We start from the raw sequence: 25,125 nt of genomic DNA, 5'->3' as shown, positions 1-25,125 counted from the left end.
AGTCCTGCCCCACGTAGGCCGCGCACAACCCAAGGCCACCACGGTTACCAGCCAGTCCGGCAGACAGGCAGAGGCAGGCAGGCAGGCAAACAGGCGGGCAGCCCGGCAGCCCGGCAGCCCGGCAGCCCGCCAGCCCGCCAGCCCGCCAGCCCGCCAGCCGAGCAAAGCAGCAAGGCCCCGCCGAAACGGCAGAGGGCCGGGCGGCGCCACGACGACGCCACCCGGCCCCCGAACAGCCGCCCGTCAGCCCGTGACGATGTTCACCAGCTTCGGCGCCCGCGCGATCACCTTGCGCACCGGCGCGTCACCGATCGCGGCCACCACGGCCGGGTCGGCCAGCGCCAGCGCCTCCAGCTCGGCGTCGGAGATCGACGGCGCGACCTCCAGCCGGGCCTTGACCTTGCCCTTGATCTGCACGACGCAGGTCACCGCCTCGTCCACCACGTACGCCGGGTCGGCGACCGGGTAGTCGGTGTGGGCCAGCGACTCGCCGTGGCCCAGTCGGCGCCACAGCTCCTCGGCGATGTGCGGGGCCAGCGGGGCGACCATCAGCACCAGCTGGTCGGCCACCTCGCGCGGCGTCGACCCGCGCTTCACCAGGAAGTTGTTCAGCTCGATCGCCTTGGCGACGGCCGTGTTGAAGCGCAGCCCGGCCATGTCGCCGCGGATGCCGTCGATGGCCTTGTGCAGCGCCCGCAGGGTCGGCTCGTCGGCCGGCTCGTCCACGACGACCAGCTCACCGGTCGCCTCCGAGACGATGTTGCGCCACAGCCGCTGCAGGAAGCGGTACGAGCCGACCACCGCGCGGGTGTCCCACGGGCGGGAGACGTCCAGCGGGCCCATCGACATCTCGTACAGGCGCAGCGTGTCGGCGCCGTACTCGTCGGCGATCTCGTCCGGGGCGACGGCGTTCTTCAGGGACTTGCCCATCTTGCCGGCCTCGCGCTTGACCGGCTCGCCCTCCCAGAAGTACCCGCCGTCGCGCTCCTCGACCTCGGCCGCGGGCACCGGGAAGCCGCGCTCGTCGCGGTACACGTCCGCGGTGATCATGCCCTGGTTGAACAGCTTGTGGAACGGCTCGACCGAGGAGACGTGGCCCAGGTCGTGCAGCACCTTGTGCCAGAAGCGGGCGTACAGCAGGTGCAGCACGGCGTGCTCCGCGCCGCCGACGTACAGGTCCGCGCCGCCGGCCGGCTTCTCGGCCGTCGGGCCCAGCCAGTACCGCTCGTTGGCCGGGTCGACCACCTTCGCGCCGTTGGCCGGGTCGATGTAGCGCAGCTCGTACCAGCACGAACCCGCCCAGTTGGGCATGGTGTTGGTCTCGCGGCGGTACGTCCTGACGCCGTCGCCCAGGTCCAGCTCGACGTTGACCCAGTCCTCGTTGCGGGACAGCGGAGTCTTCGGCGAGGAGGTGGAGTCGAACGCGTCGTAGGTGTGCGGCGAGTAGTCGTCCACCTCGGGGACCTCGACCGGCAGCATCGACTCGGGCAGCGCGTGCATCACGCCGTCCTCGTCGTAGACGATCGGGAAGGGCTCGCCCCAGTACCGCTGGCGGCTGAACAGCCAGTCGCGCAGGCGGTAGTTGACGGTGCCCTCGCCGATGCCGCGCTCGGCCAGCCAGGCGGTGACGGCGGCCTTGGCGTCGACCACGCTCAGGCCGTCCAGCGAGATGCCGTTCTCGGTGCCCTCGTCGTGCGCCGAGTTGACGATGACGGAGTCGTAGGTGTCGAACGCGTCGTCCCAGCCGTGCGGGTCCTCGCCGCGGCCGTCGGTCGGGCCGACCACGCAGCGCATCGGCAGCTCGAAGGCGCGGGCGAAGGCGAAGTCGCGGTGGTCGTGGGCCGGGACGGCCATGATGGCGCCGGTGCCGTAGCCCATCAGCACGTAGTCGGCGACGAACACCGGGACGGGCTCGCCGCTGACCGGGTTGGTCGCGTACGCGCCGGTGAACACACCGGTCTTGACCTTGGCCTCGACCTGGCGCTCGACGTCCGACTTGGCGGCGGCGGTCGCGCGGTACGCGGCGACGGCCTCGGCGGGGGTGGCGGCGCCGCCGGTCCACTGCTCACGGGTACCGGCCGGCCACGCGGCCGGGACGATGGAGTCGACCAGGCCGTGCTCGGGCGCCAGCACCATGTAGGTGGCGCCGAACAGGGTGTCGGGGCGGGTGGTGAAGACGGTGATCTTCTCGTCGGAGCCGACCGCGAAGTCGACCCGGGCGCCCTCGCTGCGGCCGATCCAGTTGCGCTGCTGCAGCTTGATCGCCTCGGGCCAGTCCAGCAGGTCCAGGTCGGAGATCAGGCGGTCCGAGTAGGCGGTGATGCGCATCATCCACTGGCGCAGGTTCGACTTGAACACCGGGAAGTTGCCGCGCTCGGAGCGGCCGTCCGCGGTGACCTCCTCGTTGGCCAGCACGGTGCCCAGACCCGGGCACCAGTTGACCGGCACCTCCTTGGAGTACGCCAGGCGGTACTCGCCCAGCACGTCCTCGCGCTCGGCGGCGGACAGCGCCGCCCAGGCGCGGCCGTCCGGGGTCGGCTGCGCGCCGGACTCGAACCGTGCGACCAGCTCGGCGATCGGGCGGGCCCGGCCGGCCTCGGCGTCGTACCAGGAGTCGAAGATCTGCAGGAAGATCCACTGCGTCCAGCGGTAGTACTCCGGGTCGATCGTGGAGATCGAGCGGCGCGGGTCGTGGCCCAGGCCCAGCCGGCGCAGCTGGTGGCGCATGTTGGCGATGTTGGCCTCGGTGGAGACCCGCGGGTGGGTGCCGGTCTGCACCGCGTACTGCTCGGCGGGCAGGCCGAACGCGTCGTAGCCCAGCGTGTGCAGCACGTTGTGGCCGGTCATCCGCTGGTAGCGGGCGTAGACGTCGGTGGCGATGTAGCCCAGCGGGTGGCCGACGTGCAGGCCCGCGCCCGAGGGGTACGGGAACATGTCCATGATGAAGCTGTGGGGCTTCGCGGCGACGTCACCGGCGGCCGGGTCGGCCAGGGCGCCGGCCGGGTTGGGGGCGTGGAACGTCCCCTCCTTCTCCCAGATGTCCTGCCAGCGGGACTCGATCTCCGCCGCCAGGGTGGCGCTGTACCGGAACGGCTCGGTGGCGGCCTCGGCCGCGCCGGAGGCAGGGGTCGTCTCGCTCATGATCCTTCAAGCTCCATCGATGTCGGTTGGCGAACCGGCGCACACGGCCGGCTTCGGCGGGCAGCCGGGGCGGGGAACCCGGGCGGAAAACAAAAAATCCCCTCGCAGGAGGGGACGCCACGCCGACTCCGGCACCGCCCTGGGGGCGCAGCCGGTCCTGGTCAGCGCGGCCGGCTAAGGAGCAGGCGCACGGTTCGCATGGGCTCAGGGTACCGCAAGGGGGTCAGGCCTCTCCCGGCGATACCAGCCGGGAGGCCGCGTCGAAATCGCGCAGCGCCCGGGCGACCCGCTCAGACTGCATCCCCGCGGCCAGCAGCCGCGCCCGGTCGGCGGTCCCGGCGGCCTCGGCCCGGTCGCCGGCCCGGCGGTGGGCGTCGGCCAGCCGGACCATCAGCAGCACCCTCGCCCGGGCCCGGCCGGGGCCGAGTCCGGCCACCGCCTCGGCCAGCAGGGTGCGGGCGCGGGCCAGCTCGCCGAGGTGGAGGTACGCCTCCCCCAGCATGCCCGCGAGGTCCGCCCGGACCTCCGGGTCCGCCGCGCCGTCGTGCAGGCGGCCGTCGTGCGGGCCGCCGTCGTGCGGGCGGCCGTCGTGCGGGCGGCCGTCGTGCAGGCCGCCGGCCAGCGCCGCGAGGGCCCGTCCGGCGGCCGCCTCGGCCTCCTCGCCCTCGCCGCGGCGGCCGTGCGCGCGGGCGATCCGGCCGAGCTGCAGCGCCCGCTCGGCCGCGCCCAGGGCCGGTCCGGCGGCCTCCAGGGCGGTGGTGAGCATGGTGATGGCGTCCAGTCCGCGCCCGCCGGGGTTGTGGGTCGCCAGCACCACCAGGCACCCGGCCACGGAGACCCCGAGCCGGGCGTCGCCGCAGACGTGCGCGGCGCGCAGCGCGGCCGCGAACGCCCGCTGGGCCGCCGCCTCGTGGCCGAGGTCGTAACCGGCCCAGCCGACCAGCCGGGCCAGCCGGCTCGCGGTGCCGTACAGCTCGCGCCCGAGCGCCTCGTCGTACGCGCCGAGCTCCAGCAGCTTGGCGACCATGGCCAGTTCGGCCCGGGCCGGGCCGAGGACGAGCCCGCCGCCGCAGGCCCGCTCCAGGCGCAGCTTGCTCTGGTAGGCCAGCCCGAGCTCGCCCACCAGGGCGGGGTCGATCCGCAGGGCTCCCTCGCCGCCCCCGACGGGCGGCGGCGGGGACACCAGTCGGCGGGCGGCCTGGTCGAGGTCCGCGCCGCGGAACAGGTCGGTGAGGCGGACCGGGCCGGCGTCCGCGGCCGCGTCGCGCAGCGCGGTCTGCGCGGTGTCGGCCGTCCAGGGGTCGCCGAGCAGCCGGGGGGAGAGGATCTTGGCGCCGCGGTTGCCGCCCATCCGGCCCCAGAGCTGCTCATAGGTGACGGCGATGCCCAGGGTGCGGCTGAGCACCTCGCAGACCGCCTGGTCGTGCGGGCTGCGCGGGACCATGCCGCGGTCGCGCCACTTGTAGGGGGCGGTGGAGCTGATCGCGAGCGCCGGCGGCAGGGTGAGGTTGACCTCGCGGGCCAGCCGCTCCGGGTTCCAGCCGAGCTGGTGCAGTATCCGGGCCAGCTCCTCGTTGCGCCTGCGCTCCAGATCGGCCATGCGACGACGGTAGCGGTCGGCCCGACCGCGCCGCCGCCGCACCGGCAAAACGACGCCCCGGGCAGAGCCGCACAGAACACCGGGCCCCAAAGAACACCGGGCCCAGAGAACACCGGCCCGCGAAAACGCCGAAGACCGCCTCCCGAATGGGAGACGGTCTTCGATTCCTGTGGAGCTACGGGGAATTGAACCCCGGACCTCTTGCATGCCATGCAAGCGCTCTACCAACTGAGCTACAGCCCCTCGACCTGCGGTGCCTCCGAAGGTTTCCTGCTGTTTCCCTCGGCGACATCGATTACTTTACACGGTCGAAGGGGTGCTCCACGAATCCTTATCCGAGCGGGCCCGCGCACGACCCCGCGAGCCCGCGGGACCGGTCCTGATCGGTGCTGTTCGGTCACCCGCGGGGCCGGTCCTGTTCGGTCACCCGCCGGGCCGGTCCTGGCCGGTCACCCGCCGGACGCGGACGGCGAAGGCGGCGGCCAGCGCCAGCGCCCCGGCGATCACCGCCAGGGTGACCAGCAGCGCGTGCCCGGATCCGCCGGGCGTCGCCGGGAGGTCGACCTCGCCGAGGAAGACCGTGCCGAGCAGCGCGACCCCGACCACCTGCCCGAGCTGGATGACCGTCACCATCACGCCGCTGGCGTCCGCCGCGTCCGCCGGGGCGACCCGGCCGAGAGCACGGGCGAACAGCGGGGAGTAGGCGCAGCCCGCCACCAGCCCGAGCACGGCCGTCAGCACCAGCTCCCCGGCCCCGATCCGCGCACCGCCGCCCAGCAGCACGCCGAGCAGCAGGTAGCCGGGGACGAGCAGGCACGCGGCGAGGACCGGCAGCACGCCGTGCAGCCGCCCGGGCAGCCGGTGCCAGTGCAGGCCGGCGACGCCGAAGCCGACCGCGACCGGGGCGGAGTACAGCCCGGCCCGCAGCGCGCTGTAGCCGAGTCCGGACTGCTGGTGCAGCGCGAAGGAGAACATGAACCCGGCGAAGGCCGCCATGATCATGAACAGCGCGCCGGCCGCCGGGCGCAGTCCGGCGGCGGCCAGCACCCGCCCGGCGATCAGCGGCTGCCCGCCGCGCCCGGCGATCCGCCGCTCCACCCACAGGAACAGGACGGCCAGCAGCCCGCTGCCCGCGAACATCGCCCAGCACCAGCCGGGCCAGCCCAGCTCGCGGCCCAGCACCAGCGGCACCACCAGCAGGCCGAGGGCGGCGCCGAGTACCACCAGGCCGGGGACGTCGAAGCCGCGGGTCCGGTCGCCGGGCAGCGCCGGGAGCAGTCGCGACCCGGCCGCCAGCAGGGCCAGCCCGATCGGCACGTTGACCAGGAACACCGGGCGCCAGCCCGCGCCGAACAGGTCCGCGCTGACCAGCACCCCACCGAGCACCTGGCCGACCGCCATACCTCCGGCCAGCACCGCCGAGTAGAGGCCGAGCGCCCGCACCCGGGCCCGGCCGGTGAAGGTGCGCTGCACCAGGCTCATCACCTGCGGCACCATCAGGGCCGCCCCCGCGCCCTGGAGCAGCCGGAAGGCGATCAGCCAGCCGGTGGTCGGGGCGAGCCCGCAGGCCAGCGAGGTGGCGGTGAACGCGGCCAGGCCGAGCTGGAACAGCCGGCTGTAGCCGTAGCGGGCGCCGAGCCGGGCCCCGGTGATGAGCAGGACCGCGTACGCGATGGTGTAGCCGGCGATGACCAGTTGGAGGGCCGCGCCGGAGGCGTGCAGGTCGGTCCGGATGGTCGGCACGGCGACGTTGACGATGGAGGTGTCGAGCACGGCCATGAACTGGCCGCCGAGGATGAGCGCAAGGAGCGGGCCGGGCCGGGTTGCCGCGGCGCCCTTCGTACCGCCGGCCACGCCCGGCCGGATCTGGGTGTCCGTCATGGACCCAGCCTCGCCGCAGGCGGGTACTGGTGGTTAGAGCCTGGTGATCCTGGTACCGGCAGCACCTGTCTGCCCGGCGCGCTCTGCGGCACGATGAAGGGCATGACCGTCCTGGACGAACCCCCGCTCGCCCCGACCGCCCGCGCACCGCGCCGGCCGGACCGCCGCCGGACCGAGCTCTCCGGGTTCCTGAAGGCCTGCCGGGCCAGGGTCACGCCCGAGGACGTCGGCCTGCCGCCGGGCCTGCGCCGCCGCACCCCCGGACTGCGCCGCGAGGAGGTGGCGCAGCTCGCCGGGGTCGGGGTGACCTGGTACACGTGGCTGGAGCAGGGCAGGCCGATCAACGCGAGCGAGCAGGTGCTGACGGCGGTGGCCCGGGCGCTGCGGCTGGACGCCACCGAGCGGGAGCACCTGTTCCGGCTCGCCGGGGTCTCCGCGAAGCCGCAGGCGCAGCCGGACCCGTCGATCCTGGACCCGTCCACGCAGCTGATCCTGGACGCGCTCATGCCGCTGCCGGCGGCGGTCTCCAACACCCGCTTCGACGTGCTGGCGTTCAACGCGGGGTACGAGTCGCTGTTCGCCGCGAGCCGGGCGAGGGCCGGCGACTGGCACTTCAACAGCATCTGGTGCACGGTCACCGCCCCGCCGTGCTGCAACCCGTTCCTCAACCGGGCCGAGGCGCTGCCGCAGATGGTCGCCGTGCTGCGGTCCGCCTACGGCAAGCACATCGGCGAGCCGGCCTGGGAGAAGCACGTCCAGGGGCTGGCCGCGCGCAGTGAGGAGTTCCGCGAGTTGTGGGCCCGGCAGGAGGTGGCACCGCCGCGCACCTCGCTGCGGGTGTTCCGGCACCCGGTGGTCGGGGTGCTGCGATTGAACGCGTCCTACCTGACCATCCCGGGGGTGCCCGAGACCTACGTGGTCGTCTACACCCCGGAGGGGCCCGAGGAGCGCGAGCGGATCGAGCGGCTGGCCGCGCTGCCCGCCGGCGGCTGGATCAACGACTGCGACCACCCCTGCTGACCCCGCGGCACCGGCCGCCGCACCGACGCGGCGCCGGTAGGCAAGGAGGACCGGTAGGCAAGGAGGTCCGGAAAGCGGAGAAGGCCGCCACCCGGTGGGTGACGGCCTTCTCGTCTGTTGTGGAGCTACGGGGAATTGAACCCCGGACCTCTTGCATGCCATGCAAGCGCTCTACCAACTGAGCTACAGCCCCGCAACACGCACGGCCCTCGCGGACCGCAGGTGCGGAGTGGAGCTACGGGGAATTGAACCCCGGACCTCTTGCATGCCATGCAAGCGCTCTACCAACTGAGCTACAGCCCCGCACTCACCGGATTTCGCGCTTCCCTTCCGGGCTGCGTTTCCTCCGTGCGAACGAGGAAGACTCTAGCTGGTCAGGCCCGGAACTGCGAAATCCGCCCCCGCAGACCACTCAGCACCTCAGGTGTCGTCGCCGATGACCGGCTGCGGCAGCGTGCCCGCGTTGTGCTCCAGCAGGCGCCAGCCGCGCGCGCCCCGGCCGAGCACCGACCAGCAGCAGTTGGACAGGCCGCCGAAGCACTCCCAGAGCTCCGGCTCCATGCCGAGCAGCCGGCCGAGCATGGTGCGGATGGTCCCGCCGTGGCTGACGACCACCAGGGTGCCGTCCTCCGGCAGCTTGCCGACCGCTTCCAGGACCACCGGCACCGAGCGGTCGGCCACCTCGGTGGACAGCTCGCCGCCGCCGCGCCGGACCGGCTCGCCCTGCGCCCAGGCCGCGTACTCCTCGGGGAAGCGCTCGCGGATCTCGGCGTTGGTCAGGCCCTGCCAGGAGCCCGCGTAGGTCTCGCGCAGGCCCTCGTGGTGCTGCACGTCCAGGCCGGTGACCTTGGCCAGCTCCTCGGCGGTGCGCCGGGCCCGCTTGAGGTCCGAGGACACCAGCAGGTCGGGGCGCAGGCCGGAGAGCAGCCTGGCCGCCCGCTGGGCCTGCAGGACGCCCTGGCCGGTCAGCTCGATGTCCGTGCTGCCCTGGAAGCGCGATTCGAGGTTCCAGGAGGTCTGGCCGTGCCGCCAGAAGACGATGCGCGGACCCCGCGCGTCCCGGCTCAGCTGTAGTCCTCGGCGCCGAAGTCGTCGGCCGGGGCCACCTCGGCCGGGGCGACGGCGTTGCCGGCCGCGTCGGTGTGCGCGTCCTCGGGACGGTTGCGGGTGGCCAGCGCGTCGGCCGGCAGCGCCAGCTCGGGGCAGTCCTTCCAGAGGCGGTCCAGCGAGTAGAAGGAGCGCTCCTCGGAGTGCTGGACGTGCACCACGATGTCCAGGTAGTCGAGCAGGATCCAGCGGCCGTCGCGCTCGCCCTCGCGGCGGACCGGCTTGACGTCCAGCTTCTCGCGCAGCTGGTCCTCGATCTCCTCGGCGATCGACTTCACCTGGCGGTCGTTGTTCGCGGAGGCGATCAGGAAGGCGTCGGTGATCGACAGCACCTCGCTGACGTCGAACGCGATGATGTTGTGCGCCAGCTTGTCGGCCGCCGCCTGGGCGGCGACGGTGATGAGTTCCTGGCTGTGCTCGGTGGCGGTCACTATGTTCTTCCGGCTCGGCGGCTTGGGGTCGCCCCCGACACTCGGCCGGGGATCGCCTTCCAGGATCTCACGCCGCCGCGGCGGCCCCGGAACCGTTTTCCCGGGGCCGCCCGCGGGCGACCGGCCGCCGACCGGTGACCGCCCGGTCACCGGGCGGTGCGGGTCACTGCGTCTTCGGAGGCTGGTAGTCCTTGCCCAGGACGACCAGCAGGTCCGCGTTCTGCGGGTCGGTGACCTTCTTCGCCGCCGTCTCCGGCAGGTTGAGACTGATCGCCAGCGACTTCGCCGCGGCCTGCCGGGCGTCGTCGGTGTAGCGGATCTCACTGGTCGGCTGCGCGGCCGTCTTGGCCCCGCCCGGGAGGAAGGTGAGGCCCGCGTTCACCACCTGGACCTGGGCCGCGGCGGCCGCCTGGTCGTTGCCGCTGCCGTCCTGGATCGAGACCCTGGCCGCCGCGTCGCCCGCGGTGGCGGCCTTCAGGGTGCCGCCGAGCACGTCCTTGACCTGCTTGCCGGCCGTCGCGTCGTCCAGCGTGCCGTCCGGCTTCACCGGCAGCGCGCTGGTGCTCAGGTGCCCGTCCTTGGCCTGCTGGGCGAGCTGGGCGAGCACCCCGGCGAGCGCGTCCTCGGGCAGCGAGGGGTCGAGCACCGCGTTCATCCGGTGCACGTCGTCCTTGGCGTCCTTGAACTCGACCGGCATGGTGCGCAGCACGGCGTCCATCACCTGCCCGAACCGGGCCAGCTGGGCGTCGCGGTTCTCACCGGGCGCCTGGAGGGTGGCGTAGGCGACCGCGGCCTTGCCGCTGAGCAGGGTGTTCTTGCCCGCGGCGGAGAGCAGCTTGCCGTCCGGCTTGCCGCCCTCGTGGGTCTCCGCGTTGGTGTCCACCCGGACCCCGCCGAGCTGGGCGACCAGCAGTTCCAGGTACGGGGTGTCCAGCCGCCAGGTGCCGGCCACCGGCGCGCCCAGCACGGTGGTCAGGCCGTCGCGGGTGGAGGACGGGCCGATGGCGTCCATCGACTGGCCGAGGGTGGTGATCGGCGGGTCGTTCGGGCCGGGCAGCTTCAGGGTGTCGGGCAGCAGCAGCACCGAGCCCTTGTGCCCGGAGGAGTCGTTGACCAGCAGCGCGCTGGAGACCTTGCCCGTCAGGTCGCGCAGGTGGACCACGTTGACCTGGCGCGGCCCGGCCGCGGTCGCCGCGGTCTGCTTGTCACCGGTGAACCAGAGGTAGCCGCCGGCACCGGCCGCCGCGAGGGCGAGCACCACCCCGGCGCCGATCAGCCGGGTCCGCAGCTTGCGGCGGCGCTCGGCGCGCACCTCGCTGCGGGACTCGGCGAACTTCAGCCAGTCGATGACGTCCTCGGACTCCTCCGCCTCCTCGTCGACGAAGGTGAACTCGCCCGTCGGGTAGTCCTCCCCGGCGGCCTTGGCGGCCCCGCCCCGGGCGGCCCGGCTGCCGCCGACCTGCTCGGACGGCGGCTCCGGCCGGACGGGCGGCGCCTCGGCCGCGGGCCTGGGCGTACGCGGACGCGGCGCCACCGGAGCGGGCGCGGCGGGCGCGGGCGCGGGCTCCGGCTCGGCCACCACCGGCTGCGGCGCGGCCGCGTACTGCTGCGGCTGCTGCTGGTACGGGTCGTAGCCCTGCTGGAACTGCTGCTCCTGGTAGCCGTAGCCGCCCTGCTGGTACGGCTGCGGCACGGGCTGCCCGTACTGGTCGTACTGCTGCTGCTCGTAGGGCTGCTGGTACGCCTGCTGCTGGTACTGCTGCTCCTGGTAGCCGCCGCCGTACTGGTCCTGCCCGTACTGCTCCTGCGGGTACTGCCCCTGCTGGTAGCCGTCCGAGCCGTACGGCTGCTGCGGCTGCTGCGGCACCGGCCGGACCGGCTGCCCGTACTGGTCGTACTGCTGCTGCTCGTAGGGCTGGTACTGCTCGTACTGCCCCGTCGACCAGTCGTCCTGCTGTCCCCTGCGATCGCTCATCCGTCGGCCCCTCCGGGGATCAGGTCCGGTGCGGCGCGTAGAGCGCCCGCTTGTCGATGTAGCGGACCACGCCGTCCGGGACGAGGTACCAGACCGGCTCCCCCTTGGAGACCCGGTTGCGGCAGTCCGTGGAGGAGATGGCCAGCGCCGGGACCTCCACCAGGGAGACCCCGCCGACCGGAAGCCCGGCGTCCGTCAGAGTGTGCCCCGGGCGGGTGCACCCGATGAAGTGGGCGAGCGAGAAAAGCTCCTCGGAGTCCCGCCAGGAGAGGATCTGGGCGAGCGCGTCGGCCCCGGTGATGAAGAAGAGGTCCGCATCCGGGTGCAGCGCGCTCAGGTCGCGCAGGGTGTCGACGGTGTACGTCGGACCCTCGCGGTCGATGTCGATCCGACTGACCGAGAACTGCGGGTTCTCCGCGGTGGCGATGACCGTCATCAGGTAGCGGTCCTCGGCCGGGGTCACCTGGCGGTCGCTCTTCTGCCACGGCTGCCCGGTCGGCACGAAGATCACCTCGTCGAGGTGGAACGCGCTCGCCACCTCACTGGCGGCGACCAGGTGCCCGTGGTGGATCGGGTCGAAGGTGCCGCCCATGACGCCGAGGCGCTTCCTCGCCGGTACCGGTCCGCCGGGAATCCCGGCCTGCTCTCCCATGCCGCCACACCTTACGCGACGCCCGTTACGGTGCGGGAACGCCCGGTGGACCACCGCTGCGGACGCACGGGAGGGAGCTCCGGACGCACGGAAGGGAGCGGCCGGCGCGCTCGCCGGACGCTCCCCTGGCCGCCTCCGCGGGACTCAGCGGTCGCGGTTGAAGCGGGTGGTGACGTAGAGCAGCAGCAGCAGGATGAACAGCGCGCCGCCACCGGTCAGGTACGGGTTGAGGCTGTCGTGGTTGCCCCCCTCGCCCTCGGAGGCGAGCAGGTTCAGGACGGGAAGTGCGGCGGCAGTGCTCATGGTCGGCGGGACCTTCTCGGCTCGGAGGACGGACCAGGGTGCGGGCCGGCGAAGGCCCGCCTGTCATCGTACGGGTGCCGACACGGCAACCGCTCGGCGGCCCACCGCGTCTGATCCGGTGTGAACGGGCCCCGCCCGGCCGCTCAGCTCTTGCGGCCGGCCCGCAGCAGGACCCACGCCAGCAGGCCGACGCCCACGAAGGAGCCGACCACGACAACCCGCAGGAAGATTCCCGGGCCGCTCTCCGTCGAGATCGGGCCGGCCAGGCTGACAAGGGCGTCGGTGGGCATCTGCGGACTCCTCGGACTGCTCGGTACCGCGGCCAGGTCTGGTCTCGGCTCTCCAGGGCAATCAGCCTAAACCGGTCTCACACCGGCGCCGCCCACCGCCCCCCGCACCACGCCGGGTGAGGCCCGGGGCGGCCCGCGGGGACGAGTACGCAACCGCGGACGTTGCACAGACAGTCGTTGCAGGCGAAGACCAGCGGGGGCCGGCCAGCGATGCCGGGGCCGCCGTCGACCAGGAGGTACTCACACGATGACCGACACGACCGAGAAGACCCCGAGCCGGCGCCGCCAGCGCTTCCCGGAGATCTCCACCCGGGCCTGGGAGCACCCCGCCGACCGCTCCGCGCTGGTCGCGCTGCGCAAGCTGACCGGCTTCGACGACGTGCTGAAGAAGCTCGCCGGGCTGGTCTCGGAGCGCTCGATCCGGCTGATGTTCCTGGCCACCGCCGTCAAGACCTCGGAGCGCCAGTTCCCCGAGCTGCACAACATGGTGCGCGACGCCGCCTACGTGCTCGACCTGGAGAAGGTCCCGGACCTCTACGTCAGCCAGGACCCGACGGTCAACGCGTTCTGCATCGGCATCGACACGCCGATCATCGTGGTCACCAGCGGCCTGGTCGAGCTGCTGGACGAGGAGGAGCTGCGCTCGGTCATCGGCCACGAGGTCGGCCACGCGATGTCCGGCCACGCCGTCTACCGGACGATGCTGCTCATCCTCACCAACATCGCCGCCCGGATCGCCTGGGTGCCGCTCGGCAACCTGGCGATCATGGCCCTGGTCACCGGGCTCAAGGAGTGGTTCCGCAAGGCCGAACTCTCCAGCGACCGGGCCGGGCTGCTCGCCGGTCAGGACCTCCAGGCCTCCATGCGGGCCCTGATGAAGCTCGCTGGCGGCCACAACCTGGCCGAGATGAACGTCGACGCCTTCCTGGAGCAGGCCGAGGAGTACGAGAAGGCCGGGGACCTGCGCGACGGCGTGCTGAAGCTGCTTCAGGTGCTCCCGCAGAGCCACCCCTTCGCGGTGGTCCGGGTCGCCAAGCTGAAGAAGTGGGCGGAGAGCGAGGAGTACCGCTCCATCCTGGCCGGCGCCTACCCGCGCCGCGGCGACGACGCCGACACCTCGGTCGGCGACCAGTGGAAGGCCGCCGCCGACCACTACACGAGCTCGGTGAAGGAGAGCAAGGACCCGCTGATGGGCCTGCTGCGCGACGTCGCCGGCGGCGCCGCCACCGTGGGCGGCAAGCTGCGCGACACCTTCGCGGGCGCCGCCCGCGGCAACGGCTCCGGCCCGGAAACCCCGCGCGACGGGGAGTGACACCCCACTCCTGACACCCCGCCCCCGACAGCCCGTTCCCGACGGCCGACGACCCCTGGGTCGCCGGCCGTCGGCCTGTCCGGGCGCCCCCGGAATTCCCCGGGCGGAGGGCCGGGGAAATTCAACCCTGAAAGCAGACCGGGGAAAGCTGAGGATGACTTCAGCTCGGATATCTCCGACAACCCGGTCAACGGCGTTGCGGTAAAAGGGAATTCACCTATGCTGAACAGCCATGCGACTGCTGATCGTCGAGGACGGACAAAGCCTCGCGCACTCCCTGAGCGAAGGCCTGAGCGCCGAGGGCTACACCGTGGACCTCGCCTTCGACGGCCGACGCGGACTCGAACTCGCACAATCCGAGCCCTATTCGGCCATCGTGCTCGACCTGATGCTGCCCGGCCTCAGCGGCTTCGCGATCTGCCGCGAACTACGGCGCACCGAGAACTTCGTGCCGGTTCTGATGCTCACCGCGAAGAACGGCGAGTACGACGAGGCCGAGTCCCTGGACTGCGGCGCCGACGACTTTCTGGGCAAACCCTTCTCGTACATCGTGCTCACCGCCCGGCTGCGCGCGCTGCTGCGCCGCGGCAGCGGGCCCCGACCCGCCGTCCTCTCCACCGGAGACCTCCTCGTCGACCCCGCGGCCCGCCGCTGCACGGTCGGCGGGAGGCGGGTCCGACTCACCGCGAAGGAGTTCGCCGTGCTGGAATGCCTGGCCCGGCACCCCGGCCAGGTGGTCGCCAAGACCGCCATCCTGGACACCGTCTGGGACACCGCCCACCGGGGTGACGCCAACATCGTCGAGGTCTACATCGCCGCACTGCGGCGGAAGTTGAACCTTCCCGACGCCCACTGCGGAATCGAGACGGTGCGCGGCGCCGGATACCGGCTGGTGCCCGATGCGCGCTGACCGGCACCCCCGCGGCCCGATACCCGCCGAACCCCCGCCGGGCCCGCTCCGCCGCCTCCGGCACCGCCCGTCCGTCCGGCTGCGGGCCGCCCTCGGCGCCGCGCTGGCCTCACTGGCCGCGTTCGCGGTCGCCACCGCCTGGATCGGCGACGAGGTCCGCGACCAGTGGACGGACCTCGCGCGCAACCAGGCCGAGTCGAGCGTCGCCATGGTCACCCACGACATCCCCACCGGTACCCAGAGCTGGGGCGAGAACATGCAGGAGTCCTTCCTGCTGGTCCTGGCGGACGGACGGACGGCCTCCCCCCTCCGGCCCCCGGACGAGGGCCGGGTGCACTTCCCCAACGAGCGCTGGGTCCGGGCCAGCACCCTGCTCGACGAGTACACCGGCTCGCCCGCCGCGCCGTTCACCGAGCTGTCGCCTTTCGCCCAGGACGTCGGGCTCGGCCACACCGAACGGATCCGGGTCCGGCTGCCCGGCCGAACGGCCCTGCCGCACCTGGAGGAGAACGGCCCCACCCTCGCCGGCCGGACGGTCACCCTGATCAAGCGGGTCACCGACCCGGCGTCCTCGCGGGCCCTGGAGCAGTACACCGGCATCGCCGGCCTGCCGGAGCAGCGGGTCACCGTCTTCCTGCTGGTCAACCCCACCACCGCCGACCAGGCCGCCGACCGGATCACCGGCATCTTCGCCTGGTACGTGGTGCCCGGCGCCACCCTCTTCACCGCGCTGGTGGCCTGGCTGGTCACCGGCCTGGCCCTGCGCCCGGTCGAGGCGATCCGCCGGCGGATGGCGCGGATCGGCGCCGGGGCGTTCCACGAGCGGGTGCCCGTCCCGCCCTCCGGTGACGAGATCTCCCGGCTCGCGACCACCACCAACACCACGCTCGGGCAGCTGGAGCAGGCGCTCAAGGAACAGCGCCGACTGGTCTGCGACGCCTCGCACGAGCTGCGCAGCCCGATCGCCGCCCTGCGAAGCTCGCTGGAGGTCACGCTGGCCCACCCGGCGGACGCCGACTGGCCACGGGTGGTCCGAAGCGCGCTCGCCGACACCGAGCGGCTGCAACTGCTCACCGACGACCTGCTGCTGCTCGCCGCCACCGACGAGGCCACCGCCGGGGACGGGGACCACCCCGCCCGGCCCGCAACCGACCCGACCAGGCTGGCCGACCTGGCCGACCTGGCCGCCGAGCAGTTCGCCGAGCGCGTCCATCTGTACCCCGACGGGCCGCGGTACACCGCCACCACCCTGCAACCCGCCCTGGTCGCCGCGGACGAGCTGCTGCTCGCCCGGCTGCTGCGGAACCTGCTCGACAACGCCGCCGCCCACGCCCGCACGGAGGTCGTGGTCTCGGTCACCGCCGACGGAGGCTCGGCCGTACTCACCGTCACCGACGACGGGCCCGGCATCCCGGCGGCCGACCGCGAACGGGTCTTCGACCGCTTCGCCCGTCTGGACGAGGCCCGCGACCGCGCCGTCGGCGGAGCCGGCCTCGGCCTCTCCCTGGTCCGCTCGATCGTCCACCGCCTCGGCGGCACCGCCGCCTTCACCGACCCGCCCCCGCCGCTCACCGGCGCCCACGCCGTCGTCCGACTGCCGCTCCGGTCCGAGCCCCCCGAAACCGAGAGCGAGAGCGAGGCCGCTGCGGAGAAGGCCCAGCCTCAACGCAACTGACCCTGCGGTCTTCCACGGCCCTCTGGTCGAAGTATCACCGCAGGTCAGCGGCTCGCGATCGCTGTTGAGTCAGTGGCATCGGGCCTAGCCTCCCGCCAGCACCCCGCACACCTGCCAGGCCGGCCGGGAGTGGTTGCCCGGGTCGACCGCGGGCGGGGCGGGCGGCGGGGTGCCGTCCGGGCCGGCGAGCACCGGCTGGAGGAAGCCCGCCATCGACACCGTGCAGGGCGCGGGCCCGGCCTGGAGCACCGAGTCCACCAGGCGCAGCTGCGCGGTGGCGAGGTCCACCCGGTCGAACTCGAAGGTCAGCTGCCGCCGCACGGTCTCCGTCGTGACGGGCGCCCCGCTCGGGGCCCCGGCCGGCTTCAGCGCGTAGACGAAGGTGTGGTCGGTGGTGATCTGCAGGGTGCCGCTGTCCGCCTCGTCGATCCGCATCGCGCCGGCCACCTTGACGCTGTCCGCCGCCAGCGCCACCTGCGCCGGATCGAAGCGGACCAGCCAGCCGGTGAGCGCGTGGTGCCGGTCGTCGACCGGCTGGGTGACGCTGCCGTCGAACTGGGCCTGCTCCCCCGGCGTGACGAAGGACCGCACCTCGGCGGTCGCCCCCTGCATCAGGGTCGAGGGCGCCAGCGAGGAGGCCACCAGGTAGCGCTGAACGGTGTCGAGGGCCTTGGTCACCTCGACCTTGCTGAAGTGCGCGGTGGCCGTACCCGCGGGCGTCCCGAGGCCGATCGCACCATCGCTGTAACCGGGTGGCAGACCGGCGAACGGGTTGGCCGGATCGGCGGCCGGCCGGACGGCGGAAGCGGGGCTCAGCGCCACCAGGCTGACGGTCAGTTGGCTGCCCTCGGGGCGGGCCGCCTGCCGGTTGGGCGAGCTGACCCCGAAGTACACCGCGGCTCCGAAGGCCACCAGGATCAGCATCAGCAGCGCGAGCGCCTGCCGGGGCACGGTGCCCAGCGGACCGAGCCGCACCCGCGGGCGGGTGGCACGGCCGAACGAGCCGCTCAGCCGTTCCCGGGCGGACAGCTCCTGGATGCGGGCAGCCCGGACGAACGATTCGTCGAAGACGACGGACCGGTATTCGTCGTCGTTTCCGGAACCACCGTCGGGCGCACCCTCCGGAGGTTCTCGCGGGTCACCCATAACACCAGGGTAAGGCGCACCCTCGCCCCGCCACGAGGGTGTTCACAGAGATTCCCGGGAACGCTCGGTGACCGCGACGGCGGCGAGCCGCCGCCCCGGGGCCGACCGGCGCCCGGTCCGGGCGGATCAGTGCCTCAGCCCGCCGGGGCGGTGACCACGAGCGACGGCTCGGCCGGCGGGGGCGTCGGGTCGACCCCCGCACTGCTGCTGCCGGACTCGGGCCGCCGGGGAGCACCCCCGGCACCGCCCACACCCTGGTAGATGGCCGCGACGGCCACCGCGACCAGGCTGACGCCCATGATCACGGCGAGCACCCAGGCCACCGGCCGGTGCCAGCGCTGCTGGGCGACGTAGCGCCCGCGGCCGGCCCGGACCGGATCGTAGACGCCCGCCCGGCCCCAGCGGCGCGACCGGCGCCCGGAGGTCCGGCCCGGCCCCGACCACGGATCGGGGTAGAGATGGTCGTCGTCGAGCCCGCTCGGGTGCGGGCGCAGCTCCAGCGGCAGCCCGTCACCGGCGGAGACGTCATACCCCCAGCCCGGTCCCACCGCGTCCGACTCGAACCGGGCCTCGGCAGCGGCGAGCTGCCGCTCCTTGGCCGTCGGCTCGTGAACGGCGGCGGACCGCACGAAGGCCTCATCGAAGACCACGGTGGCGAACTCGTCGTCCGCACCACCGTGGTCGGCGCCGTCGGGGTACGGCAAGCCCCCCACATCCTCAGCCACGGATTCAGCGTATTACCGGGCGGGGGATTTGTCTGTGGCTCCTCGCAGTTGGTCCGTCACACGTGTGACGCCGGACCGGCCGGCCGGGCTCAACCGGCGGTCGGCGAGCCGCCCACGGTCTGCGTCGCCTCGCCCCGGACATGCCCGTCACCAGTGACGATGTACTTGGTGCTGGTCAGCTCGGGCAGGCCCATCGGGCCGCGGGCGTGCAGCTTCTGGGTGGAGATGCCGATCTCGGCGCCGAAGCCGAACTCACCGCCGTCGGTGAACCGGGTGGAGGCGTTGACGGCCACCGTGGTCGCGTCGACCAGCTGGGTGAACCGGCGGGCGGCGGCCTGCGAGGTGGTGACGATCGCCTCGGTGTGGCCGGAGGACCAGCGGCGGATGTGCTCCACGGCGGCGTCCAGCGAGGGCACCACGGCGGCCGCCAGGTCGTAGGAGAGGTACTCGGCCTCCCAGTCCTCCTCGGTGGCCGGCACCACGGTGGCCGGCGAGCCCTCGGCGGCCTTGAGCACCGCGTCGTCGCCGTGCACGGTCACCCCGGCCTCGGCCAGGGCCGCGAGCGCGAGCGGCAGGAAGGCCTCCGCGACGTCCTGGTGGACCAGCAGGGTCTCGGCCGAGTTGCAGACGCTGACCCGCTGCGCCTTGGAGTTCAGCAGGATGCCGACGGCCATCGCCAGGTCGGTCTGCGCGTCCACGTAGACGTGGCAGTTGCCGGTACCGGTCTCGATCACCGGAACGGTCGAACCCTCGACGACCGTACGGATCAGCGAGGCGCCGCCGCGCGGGATCAGCACGTCGACCAGGCCGCGGGCGCGCATCAGCTCGGTCACCGAGTCGCGGCTCTCGCCGGGGACCAGCTGGACGGCGTCGGCGGGCAGGCCCACCGAGGCGACGGCGTCGCGCAGCACGTCGGTCAGCGCGGTGTTGGAGCGGTAGGCGGAGGCCGAGCCGCGCAGCAGGACGGCGTTGCCGGACTTCAGGCAGAGCGCGGCGGCGTCGACGGTGACGTTGGGGCGGGCCTCGTAGATGATGCCGACGACGCCGAGCGGCACCCGGACCTGGCGCACGTCCAGGCCGTTGGGCAGGGTGTACCCGCGCACCACCTCGCCGACCGGGTCGGGCAGGCCGGCCACGTCGCGGACGTCGGAGGCGATCGCGGCGATCCGCTCGTCGTCGAGGGTGAGCCGGTCGACCACGGACTCGGCGGTGCCGGCCGCGCGGGCGCGGGCGACGTCCTCGGCGTTGGCCGCGGTGATCTCGGCGCTGCGGGCCACCAGGGCGTCCGCGATCGCCACCAGCGCGGCGTCCTTCGCCCGGCGCGGCAGCGGGGCGAGCGCGGCGGCCGCCTCCCTGGCTCGGCGCGCTACGGCGAGGACGGGGCTGTCGGCGGTGGCGAGATCGCTGGTCATGCGCCAAGGGTAGCGACTGCGCGGGCACCGCCCGCCGGGTATTTCGCCCGGTGAGACACGCCCCCGGCCGAGGCCGCCCGGCCCGCCGACCCGCCGGCACCCGAACCTCCGGCACCCGGACCCCGCCGAGCGAACCGACGGGCGCGCCGGTGCCGCGAGCGAGGAGCGGGAGGCCCGGACGCCAGCCCCGACCGGGTCAGTACGGGTGGACCCCGCCCAGGTGCGGCGGCGGATCGCCGAAGCCCTCGGCGACCCGCTTGTGGTACGTCGCCCGGTCGACCACCTCCAGGCCGACGATCTCCCACGGCGGCAGGCTCGCGGTCACCTTGTGCTCGCCCCACAGCCGCAGCGCGATCGCCGCCGCGTCGTGCAGGTCCCGGGCCTGCTCCCAGTAGCGGATCTCGGCGTGGTCGGCCGCGTAGCGGGCGGTGAGGAAGAACGAGTGGTCGTGCGCCAGCCGCTCCAGCCCGGCCCGCAGCGCGGACAGCGGGGTGACCCGACCGGCCACGCTCAGCACCACGTGCCAGAGCCGGGCCTGCTCGGGCACCGTGGGCGGCTCGCCCTCGTCCCGCCGCTCCGGACGCAGCCCGCGTACCGTACCGGGCTCCTGCGGCGGACCGGCCGGCTCGGCGGGGCCGTCGTCACCGCGTCCGCCGTCGATGCTGGTCAGCCGTCGGCCCGCCGTTCCTCCGGTCAGCGCTGCCTCGCGCCTGCGTTCCACCGGCGGCCTCCTGTTCGGCGATGTCGTGTCGTCGTCGTCCGCGTCAACCCCGGCCCGGCGCGTACGGCTGCGCCCCTCCTCGCCCGCGGTCGGGCGGGGCCCCCGCCCTGCCGAGGGCCGGGGAGGCCGGTCCACCCCGCCCCGTGCGGAACGGCCCGTCGCCCGTACAGGCCGGTCAGCCGCGCAGGACGACCAGGTCGTCCCGGTGGACGACCTCGCGCTCGTACGCGGCGCCGAACTCCTGGGCCAGGTCACGGGTGGACCGGCCGAGCAGGCGGGGCAACTCCCTCGCATCAAAGTTGACCAGTCCGCGCGCCACGATGTGGCCGTTTTCGCCAAGAAGGTCCACCGGATCACCCGCGGCGAACTCTCCGTCCACCTTGGTGACCCCGGCGGGCAGCAGCGAGGCGCCCCCGGAGACGACCGCCGCGACGGCCCCCTCGTCCAGGTGCAGGGCTCCGCGCGGGCTGCTCGCGTGGGCCAGCCAGAGCAGCCGGTCGGAGGAGCGGCTGCCGGTGCGCCGGAAGAGCGTGCCGGTGGACCGGCCGGCCAGGGCGTCGGCCGCGTGGCTGGCGGCGGTGAGCACCACCGGGATGCCCGCACCGGTGGCGATCCGGGCGGCCTCGACCTTGGTGACCATGCCGCCGGTGCCCACGCCGGCCTTGCCCGCGCTGCCGATCTCGATGCCGTCCAGGTCGTGCGGGCCGCCGACCTCGGCGATCCGGCTGGTACCGGGGCGGCTCGGGTCCCCGTCGTAGAGGCCGTCCACGTCGGAGAGCAGCACCAGCAGGTCGGCCCGGACCAGGTGGGCGACCAGTGCGGCGAGCCGGTCGTTGTCACCGAACTTGATTTCGGCGGTGGCGACGGTGTCGTTCTCGTTGACGATCGGCATCGCCCCCATCGCCAGCAGCTGGTCCAGGGTCCGGTAGGCGTTGCGGTAGTGGGCGCGGCGGCTGGCGTCCTCGGCGGTCAGCAGCACCTGGCCGACCCGGATCCCGTACCGGGCGAAGGAGGCGGTGTAGCGGGCGACCAGCAGGCCCTGCCCGACGCTGGCGGCGGCCTGCTGGCGGGCGAGGTCCTTGGGCCGGCGGTCGAGGCCGAGCGGGGCCAGACCCGCCGCGATGGCGCCGGAGGAGACCAGGACCACCTCGGGGGCGTCCGCGCGACCGCGCACCTTGGCGAGCGCGTCCACCAGGGCGTCGACCCGGTCGGCGTCCAGGCCGCCGGACGCGGTGGTGAGTGAGGAGGAGCCGACCTTGACGACGATCCGCCGTGCGGTCAGCACCTCCTCCCGCAGTGAGTCCTCGCTCATCTCGCTGTACGCCCTTCCGGTGTGGTGCGGGTACGACGCGGACCGGGCCCGGCCGTTACCTGCGCAATCTACGCGATCGGCCTGTCCCGCCCGCAGCGCATTTCATCCGCTGGACGGGCACCGGCGGGCCGCGGCCGGCGCCAGCCCGCGGCGGTCGGCCAACAATCCGGATGGCTGGTATGGTCCCTGACCGAAAGCCAGATCGGGGGACGGCTTCTTGCCCGCTGTACCCATGTCTCCAACCCTTTTGGATCGGGCACCACCGCACGGGCATGCCGGGAACGGTTCGCGGGCGCGTGCCCAGGAGTTAGCGCACAGATGCGTTCGAACACCATGAAGCTCACCGTCGCCGCCCTGGCGGCGGCCACCGCCCTCTCGCTCGCCGCCTGCGGCCCGGACAACTCGGACGCCGCCGGGAACACCGCCGGCGCCGCGGGCGGAGCCCCGGCGGCCACCACTCCGGCGGGCGGCGCGGGCGGCGCGACCGCCACCGGCGGCGCCAAGGGCGGGGCCACGGGCTCCCCCGCCGCCACGGGCGGCAGCGCTGCCACGGCCGGCGGAGCGGGCGGCAGCGCGACCGCCGCCCCCTCGGCCGGCGCCACCGGCGCCACGGGCGGGGCCGCCACCGGCGGAGCGGCGGCCGGCGGAGCGGCGGGCGGCCTGCCCAAGGCGGCCACCGCGGTCAAGGTCGGCCAGCCGGCCACCGTCGAGTTCGCCGACAAGACCTCGAACATCAACACCAAGCTCGAAGTCACCGTGACCGGCTACGAGATCGGCTCGATCGAGGACCTGAAGGCCGCCGGCAACAGCGTGACCGGCCTCGACGGCCGCACCCTGGTGTACGTCAGCTACACCATCAAGAACCTCGGGGACACCAAGCTCTCCTTCACCGCGCCGAACTCCAAGTTCCTGGTGTTCGACCAGGAGGGCAAGCAGGGCTTCTTCTCGCAGGACGCCGCGAAGCCGGTCGCCAAGTGCACCAGCGCCAAGTTCCAGGGCGTGGCCAAGGGCATGGAGGCCAAGGGCTGCGACATCGTCAGCATCGGCGGCAAGGCGGTCGGCCTGGTCGCCTACACCGACTCCGTCGACCGCACCAAGTACCAGGCCTCCTGGGCGAAGTGACCTCGCGCCACAACGCAGCGGCCCCCGCCACCCGGAAGGGTGGCGGGGGCCGCTGCGGCGTGCGGGCCTACTCGTCGTCGTCGCCCTCGATGGCGCTCCCACGACCGTTGGACAGCGCCTCGAAGGCCAGGAACTCGGTCTCGGCGGCGTCCCGGCCCTTCTGCTTGTCACGACGGCGGTCGACCGCCGGGCGCGGGTTCTCGAAGCGGTGGTCCTCACCGCGACGGCCGAGCATCTCGGCACCGGCGGCCATGGTCGGCTCCCAGTCGAAGACGACGGCGTTCTCCTCCGGGCCGATGATGACGGTGTCGCCCTCGTGGGCGCCGACCTTCCAGAGCTTGTCCTCGACGCCGAGGCGGGCCAGCCGGTCGGCCAGGTAGCCGACGGCCTCGTCGTTGGAGAAGTCGGTCTGGCGGACCCAGCGCTCCGGCTTGATGCCCCGGATGTGGAAGGCGCCGTCCTCCTCGGTGATCGTGAAGCCCTCGTCGTCGACGGCGGCGGGCCGCAGCACGATCCGGGTGGACTCCTCGACGGGCTTGGCGGCCCGCGCCTCGGAGACGATCTGCGCCATCGCGAAGCTCAGCTCGCGCAGGCCCTTGCGGGAGGCGGCGGACACCTCGAAGACGCGGTAGCCGCGCTCCTCCAGCGACTCCCGGGTGAGGTCGGCGATGTCCTGGCCGTCCGGCACGTCGATCTTGTTCAGCGCGACCAGGCGCGGCCGGTCCTCCAGACCGCCGTACTCGGCCAGCTCGGCCTCGATGGTCTCCAGGTCCGTCAGCGGGTCGCGGCCCGGCTCCAGGGTGGCGCAGTCCAGCACGTGCACCAGCACCGAGCAGCGCTCGACGTGCCGCAGGAACTCCAGGCCCAGGCCGCGGCCCTGGCTGGCGCCCGGGATCAGGCCGGGCACGTCGGCGACGGTGTAGACCGTCTCACCGGCGGTGACCACGCCGAGGTTGGGGACCAGGGTGGTGAACGGGTAGTCCGCGATCTTCGGCTTGGCGGCGGAGAGCACCGAGATCAGCGAGGACTTGCCGGCGCTCGGGTAGCCCACCAGGGCGACGTCGGCGACGGACTTGAGCTCCATGACGATGTCGCGGAACTCACCGGGCTCGCCGAGCAGCGCGAAGCCGGGCGCCTTGCGGCGGGACGAGGCCAGCGCCGCGTTGCCCAGGCCGCCGCGGCCGCCGGCCGCGGCGATGAAGCTGGTGCCGTGGCCGACCAGGTCGGCGAGCACGTTGCCCTGCCGGTCCAGCACGACCGTGCCGTCCGGCACGGACAGCACCAGGTCGTGGCCGTCGGCGCCGGTGCGGTTGGCACCCGCGCCGGGCTTGCCGTTGGTGGCCTTGCGCTTGGGCGAGTGGTGGTAGTCGATCAGGGTGGTGATCTGCGCGTCCACGGTGAGGATGACGCTGCCGCCCTCACCGCCGTTGCCGCCGTCCGGTCCGCCGAGCGGCTTGAACTTCTCCCGGTGCACGGAGGCGCAGCCGTGGCCCCCGTTACCCGCGGCGACGTACAGCTCGACGCGGTCCACGAAGGTGGTCATGGGTGTGCCTCCAGTGCGAAGAAAGTGTTGACCTGCTCTAAAGCATGAAGGGTGGACCGGAACATTCCGGCCCACCCTTCATTGTGAGTCTTGTCAGACTCAGGCCTCGGTGGCCACGATGTTGACGACCTTGCGGCCGCGACGGGTGCCGAACTGCACCGCACCGGCGGTCAGCGCGAACAGGGTGTCGTCGCCACCGCGACCGACGCCCGCACCCGGGTGGAAGTGGGTGCCGCGCTGGCGGACGATGATCTCGCCGGCGGAGACAACCTGGCCGCCGAAGCGCTTCACGCCGAGGCGCTGGGCGTTCGAGTCACGGCCGTTACGGGTAGAGCTTGCGCCCTTCTTGTGTGCCATCTCGCTATCCCCTTACTTGCTGACGGAGTCGATGCTCGTGATGCGCACAGCGGTGTGGCGCTGGCGGTGACCCTGGCGGCGACGGTAACCGGTCTTGTTCTTGTAGCGCAGGATGACGATCTTGTCGCCCTTGGTGTGGTCGACCACCTCGGCGTGAGCCTTCACGCCGGCGAGCACCCAGGGGTCGGAGGTGACGTCGTCACCGTCGACGACCAGGATGGTCGAGAGCTCGACCGAGTCACCGGCCTTGGCCTCAATACGGTCGATCTCCAGCACGTCGCCGACGGCGACCTTGTGCTGGCGGCCGCCTGCGCGAACGATCGCGTACATGCGGTACCTACTTTCCTAACTCGGTCGAAACTCCCGATGCCAGCCACCTGGGTACGGACACAGGGGCCTCCCCCTGGCTCTTCGGTGACGAAGGGCTCGGGAGGTGATGTGCTCGGGAGCGTGGCGTAGACACGCCGAGGGTCAAGAATACGGACCGGCC

General features: G+C 73.2%; 22 protein-coding genes and 3 tRNA genes. 5 read left to right on the top strand and 20 right to left on the bottom strand.

Annotated elements, in window-relative coordinates; translation table 11 throughout:
• Positions 1-243: 243 nt before the first annotated feature.
• From leuS to ACFVVX_RS00460, 4 genes are all read right to left on the bottom strand, one after another.
• A complete protein-coding gene (gene leuS, locus ACFVVX_RS00475; RefSeq protein ID WP_387939747.1) occupies positions 244-3,141 on the bottom strand; it encodes a leucine--tRNA ligase in 2,898 nt (965 codons plus the stop codon).
• Between the two features lie 223 nt (positions 3,142-3,364).
• Positions 3,365-4,741, bottom strand: a complete 1,377-nt coding sequence (locus ACFVVX_RS00470) for a hypothetical protein (RefSeq protein ID WP_387939745.1) — start codon at positions 4,739-4,741, stop codon at positions 3,365-3,367.
• Positions 4,742-4,911: 170 nt separating this feature from the next.
• A tRNA-Ala gene (locus ACFVVX_RS00465) sits at positions 4,912-4,984 on the bottom strand.
• A gap of 180 nt (positions 4,985-5,164) precedes the next feature.
• The gene (locus tag ACFVVX_RS00460; protein ID WP_387939743.1) at positions 5,165-6,622 is read right to left on the bottom strand and encodes an MFS transporter; all 1,458 of its coding nucleotides are present in this window, start codon (positions 6,620-6,622) and stop codon (positions 5,165-5,167) included.
• Between the two features lie 102 nt (positions 6,623-6,724).
• Between ACFVVX_RS00460 and ACFVVX_RS00455 the strand changes: the two genes are divergently transcribed.
• Complete coding sequence (locus ACFVVX_RS00455; protein WP_387939741.1) at positions 6,725-7,642, top strand: helix-turn-helix transcriptional regulator; 918 nt, start codon at positions 6,725-6,727, stop codon at positions 7,640-7,642.
• A 120-nt stretch (positions 7,643-7,762) separates the two neighbouring features.
• On the opposite strand, the gene ACFVVX_RS00450 is transcribed toward ACFVVX_RS00455, so the two are convergent.
• From ACFVVX_RS00450 to ACFVVX_RS00415, 8 genes are all read right to left on the bottom strand, one after another.
• Positions 7,763-7,835, bottom strand: a tRNA-Ala gene (locus ACFVVX_RS00450).
• Positions 7,836-7,872: 37 nt separating this feature from the next.
• Positions 7,873-7,945, bottom strand: a tRNA-Ala gene (locus ACFVVX_RS00445).
• A gap of 117 nt (positions 7,946-8,062) precedes the next feature.
• Positions 8,063-8,710 (bottom strand): histidine phosphatase family protein, encoded by a 648-nt coding sequence (locus ACFVVX_RS00440; RefSeq protein WP_387940625.1) that lies wholly within the window; start codon positions 8,708-8,710, stop codon positions 8,063-8,065.
• Positions 8,707-9,180, bottom strand: coding sequence for a ribosome silencing factor (rsfS, locus tag ACFVVX_RS00435; protein WP_387939739.1), 474 nt, complete (start codon positions 9,178-9,180; stop codon positions 8,707-8,709). Before rsfS ends, ACFVVX_RS00440 begins: the two co-directional genes overlap by 4 nt.
• Before the next feature lie 163 nt (positions 9,181-9,343).
• Positions 9,344-11,155 (bottom strand): LCP family protein, encoded by a 1,812-nt coding sequence (locus tag ACFVVX_RS00430; RefSeq protein WP_387939737.1) that lies wholly within the window; start codon positions 11,153-11,155, stop codon positions 9,344-9,346.
• Between the two features lie 19 nt (positions 11,156-11,174).
• Positions 11,175-11,807 (bottom strand): nicotinate-nucleotide adenylyltransferase, encoded by a 633-nt coding sequence (gene nadD, locus ACFVVX_RS00425; protein WP_387939735.1) that lies wholly within the window; start codon positions 11,805-11,807, stop codon positions 11,175-11,177.
• Positions 11,808-11,951: 144 nt separating this feature from the next.
• A complete protein-coding gene (locus tag ACFVVX_RS00420) occupies positions 11,952-12,110 on the bottom strand; it encodes a hypothetical protein (protein WP_238741139.1) in 159 nt (52 codons plus the stop codon).
• 143 nt (positions 12,111-12,253) lie between these two features.
• Entirely contained in the window at positions 12,254-12,400 is a 147-nt protein-coding gene (locus tag ACFVVX_RS00415; protein WP_387939733.1) for a hypothetical protein, read from the bottom strand.
• A gap of 247 nt (positions 12,401-12,647) precedes the next feature.
• Here ACFVVX_RS00415 and ACFVVX_RS00410 point away from each other — a divergent pair, with 247 nt between their 5' ends.
• The 3 genes from ACFVVX_RS00410 to ACFVVX_RS00400 all read left to right on the top strand — a co-directional run bounded on the left by ACFVVX_RS00410 (position 12,648) and on the right by ACFVVX_RS00400 (position 16,297).
• On the top strand, positions 12,648-13,712 hold the full coding sequence (locus tag ACFVVX_RS00410; protein WP_387939731.1) for a M48 family metallopeptidase: 1,065 nt from the start codon (positions 12,648-12,650) through the stop codon (positions 13,710-13,712).
• A gap of 232 nt (positions 13,713-13,944) precedes the next feature.
• On the top strand, positions 13,945-14,622 hold the full coding sequence (locus tag ACFVVX_RS00405; protein ID WP_387939729.1) for a response regulator transcription factor: 678 nt from the start codon (positions 13,945-13,947) through the stop codon (positions 14,620-14,622).
• Positions 14,612-16,297 carry a sensor histidine kinase gene (locus tag ACFVVX_RS00400; RefSeq protein WP_387939727.1) on the top strand — a complete coding sequence of 562 codons (1,686 nt, stop codon included), beginning with the start codon at positions 14,612-14,614 and terminating at the stop codon, positions 16,295-16,297. Before ACFVVX_RS00405 ends, ACFVVX_RS00400 begins: the two co-directional genes overlap by 11 nt.
• Positions 16,298-16,381: 84 nt before the next feature.
• On the opposite strand, the gene ACFVVX_RS00395 is transcribed toward ACFVVX_RS00400, so the two are convergent.
• The 5 genes from ACFVVX_RS00395 to proB form a co-directional block, all read right to left on the bottom strand.
• The gene (locus ACFVVX_RS00395) at positions 16,382-17,443 is read right to left on the bottom strand and encodes a hypothetical protein (RefSeq protein ID WP_387939725.1); all 1,062 of its coding nucleotides are present in this window, start codon (positions 17,441-17,443) and stop codon (positions 16,382-16,384) included.
• 134 nt (positions 17,444-17,577) lie between these two features.
• Complete coding sequence (locus ACFVVX_RS00390) at positions 17,578-18,156, bottom strand: hypothetical protein (RefSeq protein ID WP_387940623.1); 579 nt, start codon at positions 18,154-18,156, stop codon at positions 17,578-17,580.
• A gap of 101 nt (positions 18,157-18,257) precedes the next feature.
• Entirely contained in the window at positions 18,258-19,580 is a 1,323-nt protein-coding gene (locus tag ACFVVX_RS00385; protein ID WP_387939723.1) for a glutamate-5-semialdehyde dehydrogenase, read from the bottom strand.
• A gap of 196 nt (positions 19,581-19,776) precedes the next feature.
• Complete coding sequence (locus tag ACFVVX_RS00380) at positions 19,777-20,301, bottom strand: hypothetical protein (protein ID WP_387939721.1); 525 nt, start codon at positions 20,299-20,301, stop codon at positions 19,777-19,779.
• Between the two features lie 175 nt (positions 20,302-20,476).
• Positions 20,477-21,613, bottom strand: coding sequence for a glutamate 5-kinase (gene proB, locus ACFVVX_RS00375; RefSeq protein ID WP_387939719.1), 1,137 nt, complete (start codon positions 21,611-21,613; stop codon positions 20,477-20,479).
• A gap of 318 nt (positions 21,614-21,931) precedes the next feature.
• Here proB and ACFVVX_RS00370 point away from each other — a divergent pair, with 318 nt between their 5' ends.
• The gene (locus ACFVVX_RS00370) at positions 21,932-22,735 is read left to right on the top strand and encodes a hypothetical protein (RefSeq protein ID WP_387939717.1); all 804 of its coding nucleotides are present in this window, start codon (positions 21,932-21,934) and stop codon (positions 22,733-22,735) included.
• Positions 22,736-22,802: 67 nt separating this feature from the next.
• Here the strand turns inward: ACFVVX_RS00370 and obgE are convergent, their stop codons facing one another.
• From obgE to rplU, 3 genes are all read right to left on the bottom strand, one after another.
• On the bottom strand, positions 22,803-24,278 hold the full coding sequence (obgE, locus tag ACFVVX_RS00365) for a GTPase ObgE (RefSeq protein WP_387939715.1): 1,476 nt from the start codon (positions 24,276-24,278) through the stop codon (positions 22,803-22,805).
• 99 nt (positions 24,279-24,377) lie between these two features.
• Entirely contained in the window at positions 24,378-24,635 is a 258-nt protein-coding gene (gene rpmA, locus ACFVVX_RS00360; RefSeq protein WP_327676860.1) for a 50S ribosomal protein L27, read from the bottom strand.
• Positions 24,636-24,647: 12 nt separating this feature from the next.
• On the bottom strand, positions 24,648-24,965 hold the full coding sequence (gene rplU, locus ACFVVX_RS00355; RefSeq protein ID WP_387939713.1) for a 50S ribosomal protein L21: 318 nt from the start codon (positions 24,963-24,965) through the stop codon (positions 24,648-24,650).
• Positions 24,966-25,125 lie beyond the last annotated feature (160 nt).

This window comes from Kitasatospora sp. NPDC058170, from assembly GCF_042883905.1.
Classification (GTDB): domain Bacteria; phylum Actinomycetota; class Actinomycetes; order Streptomycetales; family Streptomycetaceae; genus Kitasatospora.
This window is presented reverse-complemented; position numbering and strand designations above follow the sequence as displayed.

Excerpts from the sequence above, each read along its gene's own strand:
- leuS (WP_387939747.1), bottom strand. The coding sequence starts at position 3,141 with ATGAGCGAGACGACCCCTGCCTCCGGCGCGGCCGAGGCCGCCACCGAG.
- ACFVVX_RS00470 (WP_387939745.1), bottom strand. The coding sequence starts at position 4,741 with ATGGCCGATCTGGAGCGCAGGCGCAACGAGGAGCTGGCCCGGATACTG.
- ACFVVX_RS00460 (WP_387939743.1), bottom strand. The coding sequence starts at position 6,622 with ATGACGGACACCCAGATCCGGCCGGGCGTGGCCGGCGGTACGAAGGGC.
- ACFVVX_RS00455 (WP_387939741.1), top strand. The coding sequence starts at position 6,725 with ATGACCGTCCTGGACGAACCCCCGCTCGCCCCGACCGCCCGCGCACCG.
- ACFVVX_RS00430 (WP_387939737.1), bottom strand. The coding sequence starts at position 11,155 with ATGAGCGATCGCAGGGGACAGCAGGACGACTGGTCGACGGGGCAGTAC.
- nadD (WP_387939735.1), bottom strand. The coding sequence starts at position 11,807 with ATGGGAGAGCAGGCCGGGATTCCCGGCGGACCGGTACCGGCGAGGAAG.
- ACFVVX_RS00420 (WP_238741139.1), bottom strand. The coding sequence starts at position 12,110 with ATGAGCACTGCCGCCGCACTTCCCGTCCTGAACCTGCTCGCCTCCGAG.
- ACFVVX_RS00415 (WP_387939733.1), bottom strand. The coding sequence starts at position 12,400 with ATGCCCACCGACGCCCTTGTCAGCCTGGCCGGCCCGATCTCGACGGAG.
- ACFVVX_RS00410 (WP_387939731.1), top strand. The coding sequence starts at position 12,648 with ATGACCGACACGACCGAGAAGACCCCGAGCCGGCGCCGCCAGCGCTTC.
- ACFVVX_RS00405 (WP_387939729.1), top strand. The coding sequence starts at position 13,945 with ATGCGACTGCTGATCGTCGAGGACGGACAAAGCCTCGCGCACTCCCTG.
- ACFVVX_RS00400 (WP_387939727.1), top strand. The coding sequence starts at position 14,612 with ATGCGCGCTGACCGGCACCCCCGCGGCCCGATACCCGCCGAACCCCCG.
- ACFVVX_RS00395 (WP_387939725.1), bottom strand. The coding sequence starts at position 17,443 with ATGGGTGACCCGCGAGAACCTCCGGAGGGTGCGCCCGACGGTGGTTCC.
- ACFVVX_RS00385 (WP_387939723.1), bottom strand. The coding sequence starts at position 19,580 with ATGACCAGCGATCTCGCCACCGCCGACAGCCCCGTCCTCGCCGTAGCG.
- proB (WP_387939719.1), bottom strand. The coding sequence starts at position 21,613 with ATGAGCGAGGACTCACTGCGGGAGGAGGTGCTGACCGCACGGCGGATC.
- ACFVVX_RS00370 (WP_387939717.1), top strand. The coding sequence starts at position 21,932 with ATGCGTTCGAACACCATGAAGCTCACCGTCGCCGCCCTGGCGGCGGCC.
- obgE (WP_387939715.1), bottom strand. The coding sequence starts at position 24,278 with ATGACCACCTTCGTGGACCGCGTCGAGCTGTACGTCGCCGCGGGTAAC.
- rpmA (WP_327676860.1), bottom strand. The coding sequence starts at position 24,635 with ATGGCACACAAGAAGGGCGCAAGCTCTACCCGTAACGGCCGTGACTCG.
- rplU (WP_387939713.1), bottom strand. The coding sequence starts at position 24,965 with ATGTACGCGATCGTTCGCGCAGGCGGCCGCCAGCACAAGGTCGCCGTC.